The organism is Brevundimonas sp. (assembly GCF_030682035.1).
GTDB lineage: Bacteria > Pseudomonadota > Alphaproteobacteria > Caulobacterales > Caulobacteraceae > Brevundimonas.
Map to the genome: position 1 here is coordinate 101,073 of NZ_JAUXQZ010000025.1, position 16,978 is coordinate 118,050.

General features: G+C 68.0%; 18 protein-coding genes. 7 read left to right on the forward strand and 11 right to left on the reverse strand.

All coding sequences use genetic code 11. The annotated features are described in order from the left end of the window. The first annotated feature begins 11 nt into the window (after nucleotides 1-11). Complete coding sequence (locus Q8K49_RS05860) at nucleotides 12-344, forward strand: DUF2794 domain-containing protein (RefSeq protein WP_305304758.1); 333 nt, start codon at nucleotides 12-14, stop codon at nucleotides 342-344. 126 nt (nucleotides 345-470) lie between these two features. On the opposite strand, the gene Q8K49_RS05865 is transcribed toward Q8K49_RS05860, so the two are convergent. Next, nucleotides 471-1,226, reverse strand: a complete 756-nt coding sequence (locus Q8K49_RS05865) for a Bax inhibitor-1/YccA family protein (protein WP_305304759.1) — start codon at nucleotides 1,224-1,226, stop codon at nucleotides 471-473. A gap of 124 nt (nucleotides 1,227-1,350) precedes the next feature. Here Q8K49_RS05865 and thpR point away from each other — a divergent pair, with 124 nt between their 5' ends. The 4 genes from thpR to Q8K49_RS05885 all read left to right on the forward strand — a co-directional run bounded on the left by thpR (nucleotide 1,351) and on the right by Q8K49_RS05885 (nucleotide 4,642). After that, nucleotides 1,351-1,890, forward strand: coding sequence for an RNA 2',3'-cyclic phosphodiesterase (gene thpR / locus Q8K49_RS05870; protein ID WP_305304760.1), 540 nt, complete (start codon nucleotides 1,351-1,353; stop codon nucleotides 1,888-1,890). Then, the gene (locus Q8K49_RS05875; protein WP_305304762.1) at nucleotides 1,887-2,423 is read left to right on the forward strand and encodes a GNAT family N-acetyltransferase; all 537 of its coding nucleotides are present in this window, start codon (nucleotides 1,887-1,889) and stop codon (nucleotides 2,421-2,423) included. Before thpR ends, Q8K49_RS05875 begins: the two co-directional genes overlap by 4 nt. A 95-nt stretch (nucleotides 2,424-2,518) precedes the next feature. Next, entirely contained in the window at nucleotides 2,519-3,754 is a 1,236-nt protein-coding gene (locus tag Q8K49_RS05880; RefSeq protein WP_305304764.1) for an NAD-dependent epimerase/dehydratase family protein, read from the forward strand. Nucleotides 3,755-3,757: 3 nt separating this feature from the next. Beyond that, nucleotides 3,758-4,642 carry an SDR family NAD(P)-dependent oxidoreductase gene (locus Q8K49_RS05885; RefSeq protein WP_305304766.1) on the forward strand — a complete coding sequence of 295 codons (885 nt, stop codon included), beginning with the start codon at nucleotides 3,758-3,760 and terminating at the stop codon, nucleotides 4,640-4,642. 129 nt (nucleotides 4,643-4,771) lie between these two features. On the opposite strand, the gene Q8K49_RS05890 is transcribed toward Q8K49_RS05885, so the two are convergent. The 9 genes from Q8K49_RS05890 to Q8K49_RS05930 all read right to left on the reverse strand — a co-directional run bounded on the left by Q8K49_RS05890 (nucleotide 4,772) and on the right by Q8K49_RS05930 (nucleotide 14,986). Next, the gene (locus Q8K49_RS05890) at nucleotides 4,772-5,389 is read right to left on the reverse strand and encodes a DUF1134 domain-containing protein (RefSeq protein WP_305304768.1); all 618 of its coding nucleotides are present in this window, start codon (nucleotides 5,387-5,389) and stop codon (nucleotides 4,772-4,774) included. A gap of 145 nt (nucleotides 5,390-5,534) precedes the next feature. Further along, on the reverse strand, nucleotides 5,535-7,943 hold the full coding sequence (pheT, locus tag Q8K49_RS05895; RefSeq protein ID WP_305304770.1) for a phenylalanine--tRNA ligase subunit beta: 2,409 nt from the start codon (nucleotides 7,941-7,943) through the stop codon (nucleotides 5,535-5,537). Nucleotides 7,944-7,952: 9 nt separating this feature from the next. Beyond that, nucleotides 7,953-9,029 carry a phenylalanine--tRNA ligase subunit alpha gene (gene pheS / locus Q8K49_RS05900; protein WP_305304772.1) on the reverse strand — a complete coding sequence of 359 codons (1,077 nt, stop codon included), beginning with the start codon at nucleotides 9,027-9,029 and terminating at the stop codon, nucleotides 7,953-7,955. Between the two features lie 87 nt (nucleotides 9,030-9,116). Next, complete coding sequence (gene rplT / locus Q8K49_RS05905; RefSeq protein WP_055827447.1) at nucleotides 9,117-9,473, reverse strand: 50S ribosomal protein L20; 357 nt, start codon at nucleotides 9,471-9,473, stop codon at nucleotides 9,117-9,119. A 103-nt stretch (nucleotides 9,474-9,576) separates the two neighbouring features. Continuing rightward, nucleotides 9,577-9,774 (reverse strand): 50S ribosomal protein L35, encoded by a 198-nt coding sequence (gene rpmI / locus Q8K49_RS05910; protein ID WP_305304774.1) that lies wholly within the window; start codon nucleotides 9,772-9,774, stop codon nucleotides 9,577-9,579. A gap of 158 nt (nucleotides 9,775-9,932) precedes the next feature. Then, nucleotides 9,933-11,918, reverse strand: a complete 1,986-nt coding sequence (locus tag Q8K49_RS05915) for a S9 family peptidase (protein WP_305304776.1) — start codon at nucleotides 11,916-11,918, stop codon at nucleotides 9,933-9,935. 55 nt (nucleotides 11,919-11,973) lie between these two features. Beyond that, a complete protein-coding gene (locus Q8K49_RS05920) occupies nucleotides 11,974-13,221 on the reverse strand; it encodes an MFS transporter (RefSeq protein WP_305304778.1) in 1,248 nt (415 codons plus the stop codon). A 131-nt stretch (nucleotides 13,222-13,352) separates the two neighbouring features. Then, nucleotides 13,353-13,874, reverse strand: a complete 522-nt coding sequence (gene infC, locus Q8K49_RS05925) for a translation initiation factor IF-3 (RefSeq protein WP_284221445.1) — start codon at nucleotides 13,872-13,874, stop codon at nucleotides 13,353-13,355. 134 nt (nucleotides 13,875-14,008) lie between these two features. Continuing rightward, complete coding sequence (locus tag Q8K49_RS05930) at nucleotides 14,009-14,986, reverse strand: glycosyltransferase family 9 protein (RefSeq protein ID WP_305304781.1); 978 nt, start codon at nucleotides 14,984-14,986, stop codon at nucleotides 14,009-14,011. A gap of 73 nt (nucleotides 14,987-15,059) precedes the next feature. Here Q8K49_RS05930 and Q8K49_RS05935 point away from each other — a divergent pair, with 73 nt between their 5' ends. Continuing rightward, nucleotides 15,060-15,827 carry an alpha/beta fold hydrolase gene (locus tag Q8K49_RS05935; protein ID WP_305304783.1) on the forward strand — a complete coding sequence of 256 codons (768 nt, stop codon included), beginning with the start codon at nucleotides 15,060-15,062 and terminating at the stop codon, nucleotides 15,825-15,827. A 26-nt stretch (nucleotides 15,828-15,853) separates the two neighbouring features. After that, entirely contained in the window at nucleotides 15,854-16,081 is a 228-nt protein-coding gene (locus Q8K49_RS05940; RefSeq protein ID WP_305304784.1) for a hypothetical protein, read from the forward strand. On the opposite strand, the gene galU is transcribed toward Q8K49_RS05940, so the two are convergent. Continuing rightward, nucleotides 16,082-16,960 (reverse strand): UTP--glucose-1-phosphate uridylyltransferase GalU, encoded by an 879-nt coding sequence (galU, locus tag Q8K49_RS05945; protein ID WP_305304786.1) that lies wholly within the window; start codon nucleotides 16,958-16,960, stop codon nucleotides 16,082-16,084. It abuts the gene before it with no gap. Between the last annotated feature and the right edge of the window lie 18 nt (nucleotides 16,961-16,978).

The window sequence follows — 16,978 nt, forward strand, 5'->3', positions numbered from 1 at the left end:
ACCTTCTCAAGATGAGCGACGCCGCTGATTTGCAGTCCGTTCCCGGCCCGGTCTTCTTCGACCGGCGCGAACTCGACCTGATCCTGCGAGTTTATGGTCGGATGGTCGCGGCGGCCGAGTGGCGCGACTACGCCATGGTCGGCCACAAGGACGTCGCCGAGTTCGCCGTCTTCCGCCGCTCGGGCGACACCCCCCTGTACCGCATCGAGAAGCGCCCGGCCCTGCGCCTGCGGCAGGGCCAGTGGGCCGTCATCGGCGAGGGCGGCCTGGTGCTGCGCCGGGGCCGCGAACTGGCCCAGGTGCTGCGCCTCTTCGACAGCCGCAGATTCACGATCGTGGAATAGAAAAAGGCCCGGATTGCTCCGGGCCCTCATCTTGTTTGCCCTGCCGCCCCTCGGGCGCTCGAGGCCGGGTACGTCCGCGCTCAAGCAGTGAGCCGCCGCGCGGCGAGCGTTAGCGCCTCAAGATGATCAGCGACGCCCGCCGAACAGGGCCAACAGGAACTGGAACATATTGATGAAGTTGATGTACAGGCTCAGCGCGCCGTAGCTGGTGGCCACGCTCATCGCCGTCTGGTTCCCGCCCAGGGCGTAGTAGGTCATCTTCAGCCGCTGGGTGTCATAGGCCGTCAGGCCGGCGAAGATCAGCACACCGGCGATGCTGATGATCATCTGCATCATGCTGCTCTGCAGGAACATGTTGACCACCGAGGCGATGATCAGGCCGATCACGCCCATGATCAGGAAGCTGCCGATGCCGGTCAGATCCTTCTTGGTCGTATAGCCGAACAGGCTCAGGCCGCCGAAGGCCGCGGCCGTGATCAGAAAGGTCTGCACCACCGAAGTTTCGGTATAGAGCAGCACCACCGTGCCCATCGACGCGCCGATCAGGGCCACGATCAGCCAGTACAGTGCGCTCGCGCCACCGGACGTCGGGTTCTTCATCACGAAATTCGAACCCAGCAGCACGACCAGCGGCGAGAAGGCCACGATCATGCCCAGCAGGGTGTAACCGGTCAGACGGGTCACCCCGTCCGGGAAGACCGCGGTCGAGAAGAGCAAGTCACGCACCGCAGGCACCGAGCCGGTGACATAGGCCAAGGCGGCCGAGACCAGCAGGCCAAGGGCCACCTTGTTATAGACGCCCAGCATGAAGCTGCGCAGGCCCGCGTCCGTCGACATGTCGGCGGTGGCGGGGATCGAATGGCTGTTTCTGAAATCGCTCATGGCGAGATCCGTCCTCCTTGGGGCCGGGCGATCCCGACCTTTGTGTAAATATCGGGCGCGTCCCGCCCTTCCGCAAGCAAAACCGGACTTGGGCCATGCGTTTCCAGCCGCTACCAAGGGTCGCATGATCCGTTTGTTCACCGCCCTGTCTGTTCCCGACGACGTGGCGGAGGCGCTCGCCCGCCGCCAGACCGGCCTGCCGGGCGCGAAATGGCGCACGTCGGATCAGTTGCACATCACCCTGACCTTCTATGGCGAAGTCGACGAGCGCCGGGCTGATGACCTGTCCCTCGAACTGGAGCGGGCGGCGACGGGCGGACCGTTCGAGATCGCCTTGGCCGGCGTCGGCGCCTTCGGCGACGGCCATCGCACCCATGCCGTCTGGGCCGGGCTCGAGCCGAACGAACGGCTGGCGGTTTTGGCCGGGCGCACGCGCAGCGCGGCCGAGCGCGCCGCCATCAACATCGAGCGCCGCGACTACCGCCCCCATCTGACCCTGGCCTATCTCAAGCCGCAGACCGATCCGGCCCGCATCGGGGCCTGGATCGCGGAACACAATCTGCTGCACTCGCCGCCGATCCGGATCGACCGGTTCGGCCTGTATTCCAGCGTCCTGACCCATGACGGCAGCCGCTATGAACTCGAAAGGGAGTATCGCCTTTGACCGGACCGGTGCTGGAAACCGAACGCCTGACCCTGCGCCCCCCCGTGATCGAGGACTTCCCGCGCTGGTCCGAGATGATGGCCGATCCCGAGACGGCGAAATTCCTCGGCGGCGTCCAGCCGGCGGCCGTCACCTGGCGTAGCTTTATGTCCATGGCCGGGGCCTGGAGCCTGACCGGCGTTTCCATGTTCTCGGTGGTCGAGCGTGACACCGGCCTGTGGCTGGGCCGGATCGGTCCGTGGACCCCGCACGGCTGGCCGGGCACCGAAGTCGGCTGGGGCCTCCATCCGGACGCCCAGGGCAAGGGCTTTGGCGTCGAGGCGGCGCCGGCGACCATCGACTACGCCTTCGACGTGCTGGGCTGGACTGAGGTGATCCACTGCATCGACCCCGGGAATACGCCATCGCGACGGCTGGCCGAGCGGATCGGCTCGTACAATCAGGGGCCGACCCGGATGCCGCCTCCGTTCCACGAGGTCAACGTCGACCGTTGGGGCCAGAGCCGGGAAGAGTGGCGGGCGCGACCCCGCTGAGGGCGGCGCTGGAACGATCCGGGGCCGGATACTGACGCTTTGACCGATTGGCGCGTTCCGCTAGTCAGGGTGCAGGAAACGACGAGGAGTAGCGGATGCGGGTTCTGGTTCTGGGCGGCGACGGTTTCTGCGGCTGGCCGACAGTGCTGCATCTGTCGGCGCGGGGCTGGGATGTCTGCGTCGTCGACAATCTGAGCCGCCGCAACATCGACAACGAGCTGGAAGTCCAGTCCCTGACCCCGATCCGGACCATGGGCGAGCGCATCGCCGCCTGGAAGGAAATCAGCGGTCGGAGCATCGACTTCGTCAACATGACCGTCGGCAAGGAATTCGACCGTCTGGTGGCCCTGATCAAGGACTGGAAGCCCGACAGCGTCGTCCATTTCGCCGAACAGCGGGCAGCCCCCTATTCGATGAAGTCGGCGCGGCACAAGCTGTACACCGTCGACAACAACATCAACGCCACCAACCATCTGCTGGCCGCCATCGTCGAGAGCGGGCGCGACGTGCATCTGGCCCACCTCGGCACCATGGGCGTCTATGGCTACACCACCGCCGGCCTGCGTATCCCCGAGGGTTATCTGAAGGTCACCGTCGACACCGATTTCGGCCCGACCGAGCAGGAGATCCTGTTCCCGCCGAACCCGGGGTCGATCTACCACATGACCAAGACCCAGGACGCCCTGCTGTTCCAGTTCTACGCCAAGAACGACGGGGTCCGGATCACCGACCTGCATCAGGGCATCGTCTGGGGCGCCCAGACCGAGGAGACCCGCCAGGACGAACGGCTGATCAACCGCTTCGACTATGACGGCGACTACGGCACCGTGCTGAACCGGTTCCTGATGCAGGCGGCGGTGGGCTATCCGCTGACCGTGCACGGCACCGGCGGCCAGACCCGGGCGTTCATCCACATCCAGGACACGGTGCGCTGCGTCGAACTGGCGCTGGCCAATCCGCCCAAGGTCGGCGACCGGGTCAAGATTCTCAACCAGATGACCGAAAGCCGCCGGGTGCGCGACCTGGCCGCCATGATCGCCGCCATGACCGGGGCCGAGGTGCACAATGTGCCCAACCCGCGTCAGGAGGCCGACGAGAACGAGCTTGTCGTCGCCAACGACCAGTTCCGCGAACTGGGGCTCAAGCCCATCACCCTGGCTGAGGGGCTGATGCAGGACGTGACTGAGATCGCCCGCCGCTACGCCGACCGCGCCGACCTGTCCAAGGTGCCGTGCGTCTCGACCTGGAACGGCAAACGGGCCGAGGCGGTGAAGGCGCCGTCGATCGTCGTCACGCCGCCGCCCGCCCCGATACAGGCGCGCTCGGCCTGAGCCATGTCCGAGGCCGCTGTCGCTCCCTCGCTGCTGGTCTTCGGCGGCGGCTGGCTCGGCCAGGCCGCGGGGCGAGAGGCCGTCAGCCGCGGCGGCCGCGCCGTCCTGACCAGCCATGATGCGGACCGGCGGGCGGGGCTGGGGGCGGAAGGGCTGGCCGCGATTGATCCGAACGACCCGGCGGCGCTGGCCGGCGCGGTCGCCGGGGCCTCGGCTATCTTGGTCTGCGCCCCGCCCGTGGCGGACGGCTGTCCGGGGCTGAAGGCCCTGTCACCGGCGTTGGCGGCCGCGGACGCCTGGCCTGACTGGATCGGCTATGTCTCCTCGACCGCCGTCTATGGCGACCGCGCCGGCGGCTGGGCGTTTGAGGACAGCGAACTGAACGCCGCCAGCCTTGAAGGCGCCCGCCGCGTGCGGGCCGAACGCGACTGGCTGGACGCCGGACGGGGCATGGGGCTGACGGTGCAGCTTTTCCGCCTGCCGGCGCTCTACGGCCGCGGCCGGTCGCCGCTGGACCGTCTGCGCGACGGCACGGCGCGGCTGGTGCGCAAACCGGGGCAGCTGTTCAACCGGGTTCACGTCGACGACGTCGTATCGGGCCTGTTCGCCTCCATGGTCCGCCCCCGGCCCGGCGCCGCCTACATCCTGTGCGACGACGAGCCCGCCCCTGCGGATGTGGTCATGGAGGGCGCCGCGCGCCGCCTCGGCCTGCCGCTGCCGCCGGAGGTGGACCTCGACGACCCGTCGGTGTCCGACGCCATGCGGCGCTTCTACCTCGACTCCAAACGGCTTTCGAACGCCCGCGCGAAAGCCGAGCTGGGTTGGCGGCCGCGCTATCCGACGTGGCGAGACGGGCTGGAAGCGATGGTCCGCGACGACGCGACATAGTCGACATCGACCCAAGACAATTCGGCGGTGATATCGTCGACATTCCGATGACGACAACCACGACATCCGCGACAACGCGCGGACCGCGCTCAAGCAGCGAGCGACCGCGTCGCGAGCGTTAGCGCCCTACTAAAACGGCAGCAGGTTCCGCTGGCGGCTGTAGGCCATCGTGCCGACATTGGCGCCCAGACGCAGGCCGACGCCGGTGCGGATCGGGGCCAGGACGATGCCGTCGGCGCGCTGATAGTTCACGCCCAGACCGCCGACCAGGTAGGCCGTGCCCTCAACGCCGGGATAGCGGCGATAGATCATGTCGGGATGGTAGAGGCCGTACACCAGGGTGAAGACCCGGCTGGCATTGCCGCCGATGTCCCAACCGATCGAAATGCCCTGCCAGTACACCTCCTGCGAGGCCGAGAGGTCCTTCATGTGCAGGGCGCCGCGGCCGTAGCGGGCGCCGACAGCCATGGCTCCGGACGCCTCCTCGCCGGCGATATAGGCCGTCGGACGGTCGCCCTGTTCGGCGAAGATGCGCTCGATGGCTCCGCCCAGGGCCTCGGCCGCGATGCCCAGCTCGCGCGAGCCGGCGGCGACCAGTTCATCGGCGGTATAGGCCGGCGCCTGCCCGTCCGAGGCGATCGGATAGTTGGGGTCCGTCGGCTGCTGTCCGGTGGTGGCGCAGGCGGACAGGCCCGAGACGCCGGCGGTGGCGGCGAGGCCCGACAGGATCAGTTGGCGGCGATGCATGGTTCTGGCTCCGGGGCGGGGGCGGCTCGCCCGACTCGCGCGGGCGCTTGCTGGCACCGTCACCGCTCTTTGAGTCAGCCTTGCGGCGATGAGGTTAACGGGAGGTTGCCATTCCTCCCCCCAGCGCAGCGCCGGGGGAGGAATGCTAGCCCCGCAGCACCGCGCCCAGCTTGCCCGCCGCCGCCACGACCCTGGCCGACAGGGCCTCGATCTCGGCCTCGGTCAGGGTGGCCTCGACGGGCTGGATCGCAACCTCAAGCGCCACCGACTTCATGCCCTCGGGTACGCCCGCGCCGCGATAGACGTCGAACACCGACACCCCGGCGATCAAAGCCTTGTCGGCGCCGGCGACGGCCCGGACCAGATCGCCCACGGCCTTGCCGTCCTCGACCACGAAGGCGAAGTCGCGGGTCAGGGGCATGAGGTTGGCCAGATGGGCCGGACCCCGCGTCTTGGACCTGGCGCCGCGCGGCTCGGGCACGGCGTCCAGCACGATCTCGAAGGCCAGCATTGGTGCGTCGGCGTCCAGCGCCTTGAGCACGCGCGGATGCACAGCGCCGAACTCGGCCATGATGGTCTTCGGACCCAGTTGCAGCCGCCCCGAACGGCCCGGGTGCCACCAGTCGCGGTTCTGGCCCTGGGCCAGCTGCAGCGAGGCCACGGGCGCGCCCAGAGCTTCCAGCAGAGCCATCAGGTCACCCTTGAGGCCGAACAGGGCGTCCTCGGCTCCGCCGCCCCAGTGGCGCGCGGCCCGCGGCGCCACCAAGCCGGCGATGACGGTGCGCTGGCCGGTCGGGCTGTCGTCCAGATAGATGGGGCCGATCTCGAACAGGGCGGCGTCGGCGCGGCCGCGCGCGGCGTTGCGCGCCGCCGCCTGGATCAGATTGGGCAGGGCCGAGGGCCGCATACAGTCCAGATCGGCGGCGATGGGGTTCTCGACCCTCAGAGAGTCATCGCCGCCGCCGAACAGGGCCGCCGTCGACTGTTTGGTGAAGGACCAGGTGACCGCCTCGGCATAGCCCATGGCCGCCAGCGCCCGTCGGGCCAGCCGCACCCGCGCCTGACGCGGGTTCAGGACGCCCTTCGACGGCGCGCCGAGGTCCGGCAGAGGGGTAGAGGGCAGGGCGCCATAGCCCTCGATCCGTGCGACCTCCTCGACCAGATCGGCCGGGCCTTCGACGTCGCGGCGCCACGACGGCGGGGTCACGGTCCACGGCGTTCCACGCGCGACCTCGAAGCCGAGCCGGGTCAGGATTTCTGCGATCCGGTCGTCGTCGAGCGCCAGTCCTGTCAGGGAGGCCACGCGCGCCGGTTCGAACGCGAAGGCGACGGGATCAGCGGGCGCCTGACCCGCCACCACCATCTCCGACGGCTCGCCGCCGCACAGGTCGAGGATCATCCGGGTGGCCAGCTCGACGCCGGGCACGACGGAGGCGGGATCAACGCCCCGGGCGAACCGGTACTGGGCGTCGGAGTTCAGTGACAGGGTCCGGCCGGTCTGGGCCGTGACCAGCGGATCGAACCAGGCGCATTCGACGAAGACGTCCGTGGTCGCGTCCGAACAGCCGGTGGACTCGCCGCCCATGACGCCGCCGAGGCCGATGGGCCGTTCGCCGGCCGCGTCGGCGATGACGCACATGGCCGGATCGACCGTATAGGTCTTGCCGTCCAGCGCGATCAGGTGCTCGTGCTCGCCGGTGTCGGAGGCGATCTGGCCGCCGCGCACCACGAGCTCGCCACCCACCAGCTTGGCCGCATCATAGACATGCGCGGGCCGGCAGCGGTCGTAGGCCAGCAGGTTGGTGACATCCACCAGCCGGCTGATCGAACGCAGGCCAATGGCCGCCAGCCGCCGTTGCAGCCACTCGGGCGAGGGGCCGTTCTTTACGCCCCGGATCAGCCGCCCGGCGAACACCGGGCACATCTCCGGCGCCTCGATCCGCACCGTCATGGGCGAGGGGAAGGCTCCGGGAACCGGCGCAATCGACGGCGTCTTCAACTGGCCGACGCCGGCCGCCGCCAGGTCGCGCGCGATGCCCGCCACGCCCAGCCAGTCGGGCCGGTTCGGGGTCACCTCGAAATCGATCACCGGCTCGGCCCCGAACACGCCCGCCGCCGGGGTTCCCACGGCCAGGTCGTCGGCCAGTTCGAGGATGCCGTCGGCCTCGTCGGACAGTTCCAGCTCGGAGGCGGAACACAGCATGCCGTGGGAGACCACGCCGCGCACCGGCTTTTCGACCAGGGTCACGCCCAGACCGGGGACGAAGGCGCCGATCGGCGCATAGATGGTGGTCAGCCCCGCCCGCGCATTGGGCGCGCCGCACACGATCTCTTTCGGTCCATCGACGGTATCGACCTGGCAGACCCGCAGCCGGTCGGCGTTGGGATGCTGTTCGGCCGAGACGATCCGCGCCACGGTGAAGGGCGCCAGCGCCGCGATCGGGTTATGGACGTCCTCAACCTCCAGACCGGCCATGGTCATGGCCTCGGCCACGGTGGCGACGTCGGCCTCCGTGTCGAGATGGTCCTTGAGCCAGGAGAGGGTGAATTTCATCCGTGGTTCTCAGCTCAGGCCGGAGGCCGGATTGGGGGCGGCGAAGGCGGAGAAGCCGTAGTGGGCCAGCCACCGGGTGTCGGCGTCGAACATGGGGCGCAGGTCGGGGATGCCGTACTTCAGCATGGCCAGACGGTCCACGCCCATGCCGAAGGCGAAGCCCTGGAACGCGTCGGGGTCGATGCCGCAGTTCCGCAGCACATTGGGATGCACCATGCCGCAGCCCAGGATCTCCATCCAGCTATCGCCCTGGTTCAGCTTCAGCTCGCCGCCCGAACGGTCGCAGCGGATGTCCATCTCGGCCGAGGGCTCGGTGAAGGGGAAATGGTGCGGCCGGAAGCGGGCGTCGACGCCGTCCACCTCGAAGAAGCGGGCGACAAAGGTCTCCAGCGTCCACTTCAGGTGGCCCATGTGGATGTCGCGGTCGATGACCAGCCCCTCGACCTGATGGAACATCGGCGTGTGGGTGGCGTCGGAATCTTTCCGGAAGGTCCGGCCCGGCGCGATGATCCGGATCGGCGGCGTCTGGGTCATCATGGTCCGCACCTGCACCGGGCTGGTGTGGGTGCGCAGAACCTTGCGCTCGCCGGTCACCGGATCGGGCCGCAGGAAGAAGGTGTCGTGCATCTCGCGCGCCGGGTGTTTCGGCGGAAAGTTCAGCGCGGTGAAATTGTGGAAATCGTCCTCGACGTCCGGTCCCTCGGCCACCGCGAAGCCCATCCCGGCGAACAGGGCGATCATCTCGTCCATCACCTGCATGGTCGGATGCACCGAACCGGCGCGGCGCGGTCGCGACGGCAGGGTCAGGTCGACGCGCTCGGCCTGCAGCCGGGCGTCCAGCTCGCCCGCCTCCAGCTCGCCCTTGCGGGCCGCCAGCGCCGCCGACACCCGATCGCGCAGTCCGTTGATCATCGGCCCCTGTTCGCGCCGCTCGTCCGGGCTCATCGCCCCCATGCCCTTGAGCAGGCCGGAGATCGATCCCGACTTGCCCAGGGCCGCGACACGCAGATCCTCGACCGCCGCCGCGGTCTCCGCGCCGCCAATGGCGTTGATCAGGTCGAGTTCGAGTTGGGCGAGGTCGGTCATGTCGGGTTTCGTCTAGCGGGTAGGGCGCAAAGCAAAAAGCCCCCCGGCGCGGGCCGGAGGGCTTTTGCGTCTTCCGTTGCCGGAAAATCAGGCCTTCAGCGCGTCGCGGACCTTGTCGGCCACGGCCTTGAAGGCGGCTTCGTCAGCGGCCATCGCAGCGAGGACCTTGCGGTCCAGCTCGATGCCGGCCTCGCCGAGCCCGTGCATGAACTGCGAATAGGTGAAGCCTTCCAGACGCGCGGCGGCGTTGATGCGCTGGATCCACAGGGCGCGGAACGAGCGTTTCTTGTTGCGGCGGTCGCGATAGGCGTACTGCCCGGCGCGATCGACCGCGGCCTTGGCGGTGCGGATGGTGTTCTTGCGGCGGCCGTAGAAACCCTTGGCCTGCTTGAGAACCTTCTTGTGTCTGGCGTGTGAAACTACGCCGCGTTTGACGCGAGCCATGATGTTATTCCTCGGATGTCCCTATCGTTCGCGCCGCGGGCGCTCACTGCTTGAGGGACGATGTTCAAATTCAATGCGGTGAAAGGTTCAGGTCAGCGTACGCCTAGGCGTACGGCATGTAGGACTTGATCTTCCTGGCGTCGGCGTCGGCCATGACCTTGGTGCCGCGGTTCTGGCGGATGTATTTGCTGTTGTGGCTGATCAAACGGTGCCGCTTGCCCGCCACGCCAGACTTCACCTTGCCGGTCGCCGTGAATTTGAAGCGCTTCTTGGCGCCAGACTTCGTCTTCAGTTTGGGCATTTTCACTCTCTTTTGAGTGGGCTACCGCCCTTCGGGCTACTTGAGCCCGGGGTGGAAGACCCTTGATTATGAACCGCCCAGGCATGCCTGTTAGCCCGGCGGTTCGGTACGCGAAGGCGCGGCTTCTAGGCCAAGCAGCGCGGGAAGGCAAGATGAGTCTAGTTGGCCGGGTTGTGAGCCTGGAGGAACCGCATCGTCTCGGTCAGCATCCGCTCGCGTGTCGCCCCGCGCGACAGCCCGTGATCCTCGCCCTCAAGTTCAATGAACTCGACCGGCTTGCCGGCCTGGCGCAAGGCGCGTTCCATGATCCGGCTCTGGTCGATCGGCACGACGGTGTCGTCCCGGCCGTGTATCAGCAGGATCGGTGCGTCGGCCTGTGCGGCCAGCCGGGCCGGGGATCGCGCGTCCAGCGACCGGTCGCCCAGCCCATCGGCGCCCATGAAGCGGTTCCAGTAGCGCGTGGTCGAGTTTTCCCGCCGCGCGCCCCTCGAGGCCTCCTCCTCGACCATCACCCTCAAGTCCGAGACGCCCGCGACGGACACAGCGCAGCGATAGACGCCCCGGTCGATCGTCGGGCCGGCCAGGGCCGCATACCCACCGTAGCTGGCTCCGACGATGCAGACGCGCTCCGCGTCGATCACGCCCTGCTCGGCCAGCCAGCGGACGCCGTCCGACAGGTCGGTCTGCATCTTCCTGCCCCATTCACCGTAGCCGGCCTCACGGAAGGCGTCGCCATAGCCCGTCGAACCGCGGAAATTCGGTTGCAGCACCGCATATCCCCGTGACGCCATCGCCTGGGCCCACCAGTCGAAGCCCATGACGTCGTGGGACGCCGGCCCGCCGTGGGCCAGCACGACCAGAGGCAGGCCGGTCGGGTCCGTCACGCCGGGCGGTGTGGTCAGGTAGCCGTGGATTTCCAGCCCGTCGGCGGCGGTGTAGCTGACGGCGCGAACCGGTGCGACCCGGTCCGGCGTGATCGCCACATAGGCGCCGCCGACCGGCGTGACCCTTCCCGCATCGAGATTGATCAAATGGTAGGAGCCGGAATCACGCGGCCCGCTAGTGTACACGACCGCCTTGCGAAGATCGTCGCTGAAGCTGACCAGTTCCGGCGAGCGGCCGGCGAAGGCTCCCCGGATGCTGGCCCACAGCGAGTCGGCCGCGGGATCAGCGAAGGCATACAGGCGGCCCGCGTCCGTCCCCCGCGTGGCGCCGATAAGCCGGCGGGTCACCGGGTGGAACAGCAGGCCGTCCGGGTTGAACTCGAACCGCACCGCCCGCCACACGCCGGTCGCCAGATTGACGTCGAAGAATTCGGCGTCCTCGCGCCCCGCCTGACTCATGTCGGGCCGGTCTGCGGCGATGACCACGCTGTCACCGTTGAGGCCCAGGCCGATCAGGTTCGGCGTGTCGATCGGCGCGACGGTCTCCCAGGTTTCGCGGAAGCCGCCACCCTGCCGCAGGTGCAGGCTCCACTCCTGCGAGCGGGAGTCATATTCGCTGCGCGCCAGGGACCGGCCCGCAGTATCGAGGACGAAGTCGGTGACATTCTGGCCCATGACCTCGGCCAGGGTGCCGCGTCCGGACTGGAGATCGACGCGGAAGAGGTCCAGGCGGTCGGGATTGCTGAAGGCGTAGGCCCGGACGAGGACCTCGGGATCCTCCCCCTTGATCACCTCCGCGGAGCTGAACAGCATGGGGAACACGTCGCGCGTGTCTTTCAGCGCTTCCACGATCCGGTTCCGGCCCGGATCATAGATTTGGCTGCTGAATAGCTCGGCGCGGACGATGCCCAACTGGGGAATATTCTCGGTCTTCGAGGTGGTGACCAGGATCCGATCCTCGCCGAGCCAGTCGAGGTCGCGAACCTTGGCCATGCCGATGCCGGCGCCGCCGATCTGTTCCCGGGTCGACAGATCCAGCAGCACGAGCGTCCGGTCCTCGCCGGTCACGGTGATGAAGGCCAGGCGCTGACCTGACGGCGACAATTTCACCATCTCAAGCGAGGGCAGGGCCCCGTAGGCCGACAGGGGCGCCTGCGCGACGGCCTGCTGGGCCCTCGCCGGCGTTGAAGCCATGCCTCCCGCTAGGGACGCAGCCAGAAATACGGCCGTCAGGCCGCCGTGAAAAACGGAACGCAACATGGAGGACCCCCGCCTCGGAAAGCAGGGGTCATCATCCATGACTGGCGCTACAATCTCAAGTGGCTTTCTGAGAGTCTTTCAGTCTGACTTCGAGAAACGCCCGTCCGGCGTTGATCGCCATCACGGCCGCCGGAATCGTCAGGGCGGCGCCGATCAGGAACGGCCAGTCGTGCCCCAATCCCGAAAAGAGCGCCCCGGCCACGATCGGGCCGAAGATTCGCGCGGCGGAGCTGGCGGCCATGTTCAGCCCCAGCATGGCGCCCTGTCGGTCGGGATCGACCGAGCGCGAGATCAGAGCCGAGATGTTGGGCATGGTCATCGCCATGCCGAAGGCGCCCGCCGCCATGATCACTGGCACCAGATAGTCGGCATGGGGCAACAGCCGGCTGGCGATGACCTGACCCACCAGACCGGCCCCGAAAATCAGACAGCCGACCGCCAGAACCCGGGACTCGCCGAACCGGCGCGCCAGTCTGCCGGCCAGCAGCCCCTGGCAGATGACGGAGACGACACCCACGACCATGAAGCACAGGCCGACCTCGCGTGCGGTCCAGCCGTAGCGCGCCTCGGTCCAGAAGCCGAAGGTCGATTCCATGCCCGAAAATCCGGCCATATAGATCAGGGTCACCAGCAGGACCCGCGACACCACCGGATTGGAAACGGCGTCATGCACCCCGCTCATGAAGGGTGGGCGCGACACGGAGGGGTCCGCCTTGACGCGGCTCTCCTTCAGCAGGACCGCGACGCCGATCGCAGCCAGGACGCACAGTCCGGAGGCGGTGAAGATCGGCAGCTGGTAGCCCAGCCTGCCCAGGTCCGGTCGGGTCAGCAGCCCGCCGATCGCCGGGCCGAAGATAAAGCCCAGGCCGAAGGCGGCGCCGATCAGCCCCATCCGGCCGGCGCGCTGCTCGGGCGGGGTCACATCCGCCACATAGCCTTGAGCGGTCGAGATATTGCCGGCTCCCATGCCGGTGAACAGCCGCACCACGATGGCCATCCAGATGTTGGGCACGAAGGCCAGGGCCAGATAGCCGGCCGCGTTGCACAGGATGGTGATCATCAGAACCGGCTTGCGGCCGATCCGGTCCGATAGCCGTCCCCAGAAAGGCTCGGCCACGAACTGACCCAGCGAATAGGCCGAGAACATCAACGCCACCTGCCACGGCGGCGCGTCCAGCGTCTGGCCGTAGAAGGGCAGCAGCGGGATGACGATGCCGAAGCCGACCAGGTTGATGAACACCACCCCGAACAGGACGAACAACGCGGATCGCGACGGAGGCTGGAGCGGGGCGGCTGACGTCACGGGCGGTACTCGGGCGGGGAGGCGACCCTTGTGTCAGACAGATCGCGCGGGCGCGCAAGGCGAAGCGGACAAACGCAAAACGCCCCGGCCGTTTCCGGTCGGGGCGTTGCGATGGCGAGGAGATACTGCGCCTATTTCGGCGCGAGGATCATGATCATCTGCCGGCCTTCCATACGCGGGGCGTATTCGACCTTGGCGATCTCTTCGAAATCGGCCTGGACCTTGTTGAGCAGCTTCATGCCCAGTTCCGGGTGAGCCATTTCGCGGCCGCGGAAGCGCAGCGTCACCTTGACCTTGTCGCCTTCGTCGAAGAACCGGTGCATGGCCTTGGCCTTCACCTCATAGTCGTGGACGTCGATGTTGGGGCGGAGCTTGATCTCTTTCAGCTCGACGACCTTCTGACGCTTGCGCGCCTCGGCCTTCTTCTTCTGCTCCTGGAAGCGGAATTTGCCGTAGTCGAGGATCTTGCAGACCGGCGGCTCTGACGTCGAGACGATCTGAACCAGGTCCATGCCGGCCTCTTCGGCGGCTTCCAGCGCGGCTGACGTCGGCATGACGCCCTGTTTCTCGCCGTTCTGATCGATGAGCAGAACGCGCGGCGCGCGGATATCTTGGTTCATGGGCGGCCCATCCTTGACGGGCGGCTGGTTCATCGGACGGCGAATGAGCGTCGGTTCCTTGTGTGGATGAGGTATCGTGGGTGAGGCGGAGTTCTGACGAGGATGAGCGCGCGATGGATCGCGGCGTTCCCCTTACGGGGCCTATATGACCGCGAAAGCCCCCGTCTTCAAGGTTTGAGCGGCGTGCGGTCGCCGATCCAGGCGTCGTGCAGGTCGAGGACGGCTTCAAAGACACGGTCCACGGTCAGCGCCTCGATGGGCGCGAACTCGCCGCGCGTCTCGTTGGAGGCGGCGGTGCGGGTCTTCGGACCCCACGGGCCGTACAGCCACCACTCGGTCGGGCCGAACAGGCCAAGCGTGGGCCGGCCAAGGGCGGCGGCGACGTGCATCAGGCCGGAATCGTTGCCGACGAACAGGTCGGCCACGTCGATGGCGGCCGCCGAGGCCAGGATGTCGCCCTTGCCGATGAAGTCGATGCCGCGGGGTCCGGCGGCCTCCAGCGCCGGGGTCGCCGGCGGCCGGTCGCCCGGTCCGCCCACGGCCATGAAACGCCAGCCGTCGAACCGGGGGTCGGACTTCAGTCGCTCGACCAACTGCCCCCAGCGCTCAGCCGGCCAGCTCTTGCCCGGCTGGTGGGCGATCGGGGCCAGGGCGATGATCGGGCCGGGGCCGCTGCCGCCGGACAACTGCGGATCAAGCACCGCCTGCCGGTCGGCGAGGGCTTGTGCGTCGAGGAAGATTTCGGGGTCCAGCGGGGCCGGCGCGCCCATCATGCGCGAGACCATCTCGACCTTGCGCAGCCCGGTCTCCCAGCCGCGGTTGTAGACCACCCGCCGCTTCGCCGGGATCAGATAGCTCAGCGCCGAGCCGCGGATGTCGATGACCATGTCCCAGCGCGTGCCGACCACCTGGCGCCACAGATCAACCCAGTGTCCGGCCAGCTTTTTCTTGTCGAGGATGATGACCCGTTCGACGTCCGGCGCGGAACGGAAGAAGGGGGCGGGCGGCCGGCCGCAGGCGACGGTGATCCTGGCCCCCGGAATCTGTCGCGCGATTTCGCGGATCACGCCGGAGGATATGACGCAGTCCCCGATGCGGTTAGAAGTGACGAACAGGACCTTCCTGGCAGTCTTGGTATCGGTCACGCGTTTTTGGCCTTCGCTTCGCTTTCCCGGGTTCGCTATCAGTCCACGAGGACTTTCGCGAGAGGAGCCGCGATTGGACGACATCCAGCATCTGACCTGCCGGGGCGGCGAGACCCTGGCTTACCGCCGGGTCGACGGCGACGGCCCGACCGTCGTCTGGATCGGCGGCTTCCGCTCGGACATGGAGGGGAACAAGGCCATGGCGCTGGACGCCGCGGCCCGCGAGCGCGGCTGGGACTATGTCCGCTACGACCATTTCGCCCATGGCAAGTCCTCGGGCGACTGGCGCAAGGCCACGATCGGACGTTGGCGCGAGGATGCGATCTGCATGATCGACAGTCTCCAGGGGCCGGTGGTCGTGGTCGGCTCGTCCATGGGCGGCTGGGTGGCCCTGCTGCTGGCGCTGGCTCGACCTGGGCGGATGGCCGGACTGGTGCTGATCAATCCGGCCCAGGATTTCACCGAGCGGCTGATGTGGCCAAGCCTGGCCGACCATGAGCGCCACGCCATCCTGCGCGACGGCGAGATCGTGATCGTTGAGGAGGGCCCCCCTGGCGAAGGATTGGGGGAATACGTCCTCACCCTCGGCCTGTTCGAGGATGGCCGTGACTGGCTGCTGCTGGGCGCGCCCCTGCCGATCGCCGCGCCGGTTCACATCTTTCAGGGCCGGGCTGACGACGTGGTGCCATGGAGGCACGCCACGGCCCTGGTCGAGCGTCTGACGGGGGGTGATGTCCGTCTCGACCTGATCGAGGGCGGCGATCACCGTCTGTCCGCCCCCGACGATCTGGAGCGTCTGATCGAGGCGGTTGAACGTATGCGACTTCAGGCGTTTACTTGACCGCCCATCGCAAGGAGACCCCCGCCATGCGCCCCCTGACCCCCGCGGCCCCCCTCGTCCTGCTGCTCGTCCTCGCCGGCTGTGCGCCGACCATGGGCTCGAGCCGATACGCGGAGGAACTGCGCCAGTTGTCCGAAAGCTGCACGGCGCGGGGCGGAATCCTGGTTCCGACCGACGAGAACAGCGGTCGTCCCCCGGCTGACCACGTCTGCCGCATCACCGGCGGCGCCACGCGCCTGCCCAGCGGCGGCTGACTACAGCAGGGCGGTGATCGCCGCGCGGGCCGCCTCTCCGAGGTCCGGCCGCTTCAGGGCCAGGGCGACATTGGCCCGCAACAGGCCGATCTTGTCGCCGCAGTCGTGGGTGACGCCCTCGTATTCGACCGCCGTGAAGGTCTGATCCTTCATCAGCCGCGCCATGCCGTCGGTCAGCTGGATCTCGCCGCCCGCGCCGCGCGGCTGGTTTTCGAGAATGCTGAAGATTTCCGGCTGCAGGATGTAGCGCCCCGCGATCGACAGGTTGGACGGCGCGTCGCCGCGCGGCGGCTTCTCGACCATCCCCTTCATGCGGATGCGGCGGCCGTCGCGGGTCTCGGGATCGACGATGCCGTATTTGTGGGTGTCGGTCTCCGGCACCGCCTCGACGCCGATGACGTTGCCGCCGACCTCGGCATAGACTTCAGCCAGCTGCTTCAGCGCCCCCGGCTGGGAGTCCACGATCACATCGGGTAGCAGGACGGCGAAGGGCTCGTTGCCGATGATGTCGCGGGCGCACCAGACCGCGTGACCCAGGCCCAGCGGCTGCATCTGGCGGGTGAAGCTCATCTCGCCGGCCGTCGCCAGCTCGGCGATCATGGCCTCGAGGATGTCGGTCTTGCCCTTGGCCAGCAGCTGGGCTTCCAGCTCGATCTGGTGGTCGAAATAGTCCTCGATGGCGCCCTTGGACCGCCCGGTGACGAAGACGATGTGCTCGATCCCGGCCTCGCGCGCCTCCTCGACGATGTAGCTCAGGATCGGCCGGTCGACGACGTTCAGCAGCTCCTTGGGCGTGGTCTTGGTGCCGGGCAGGACGCGGGTGCCCAGACCGGCGACGGGCAGGACGGCCTTGCGAAGGCGGCGGCTGTGAGCGGTCATGGGAGTTCCTGAACGGCG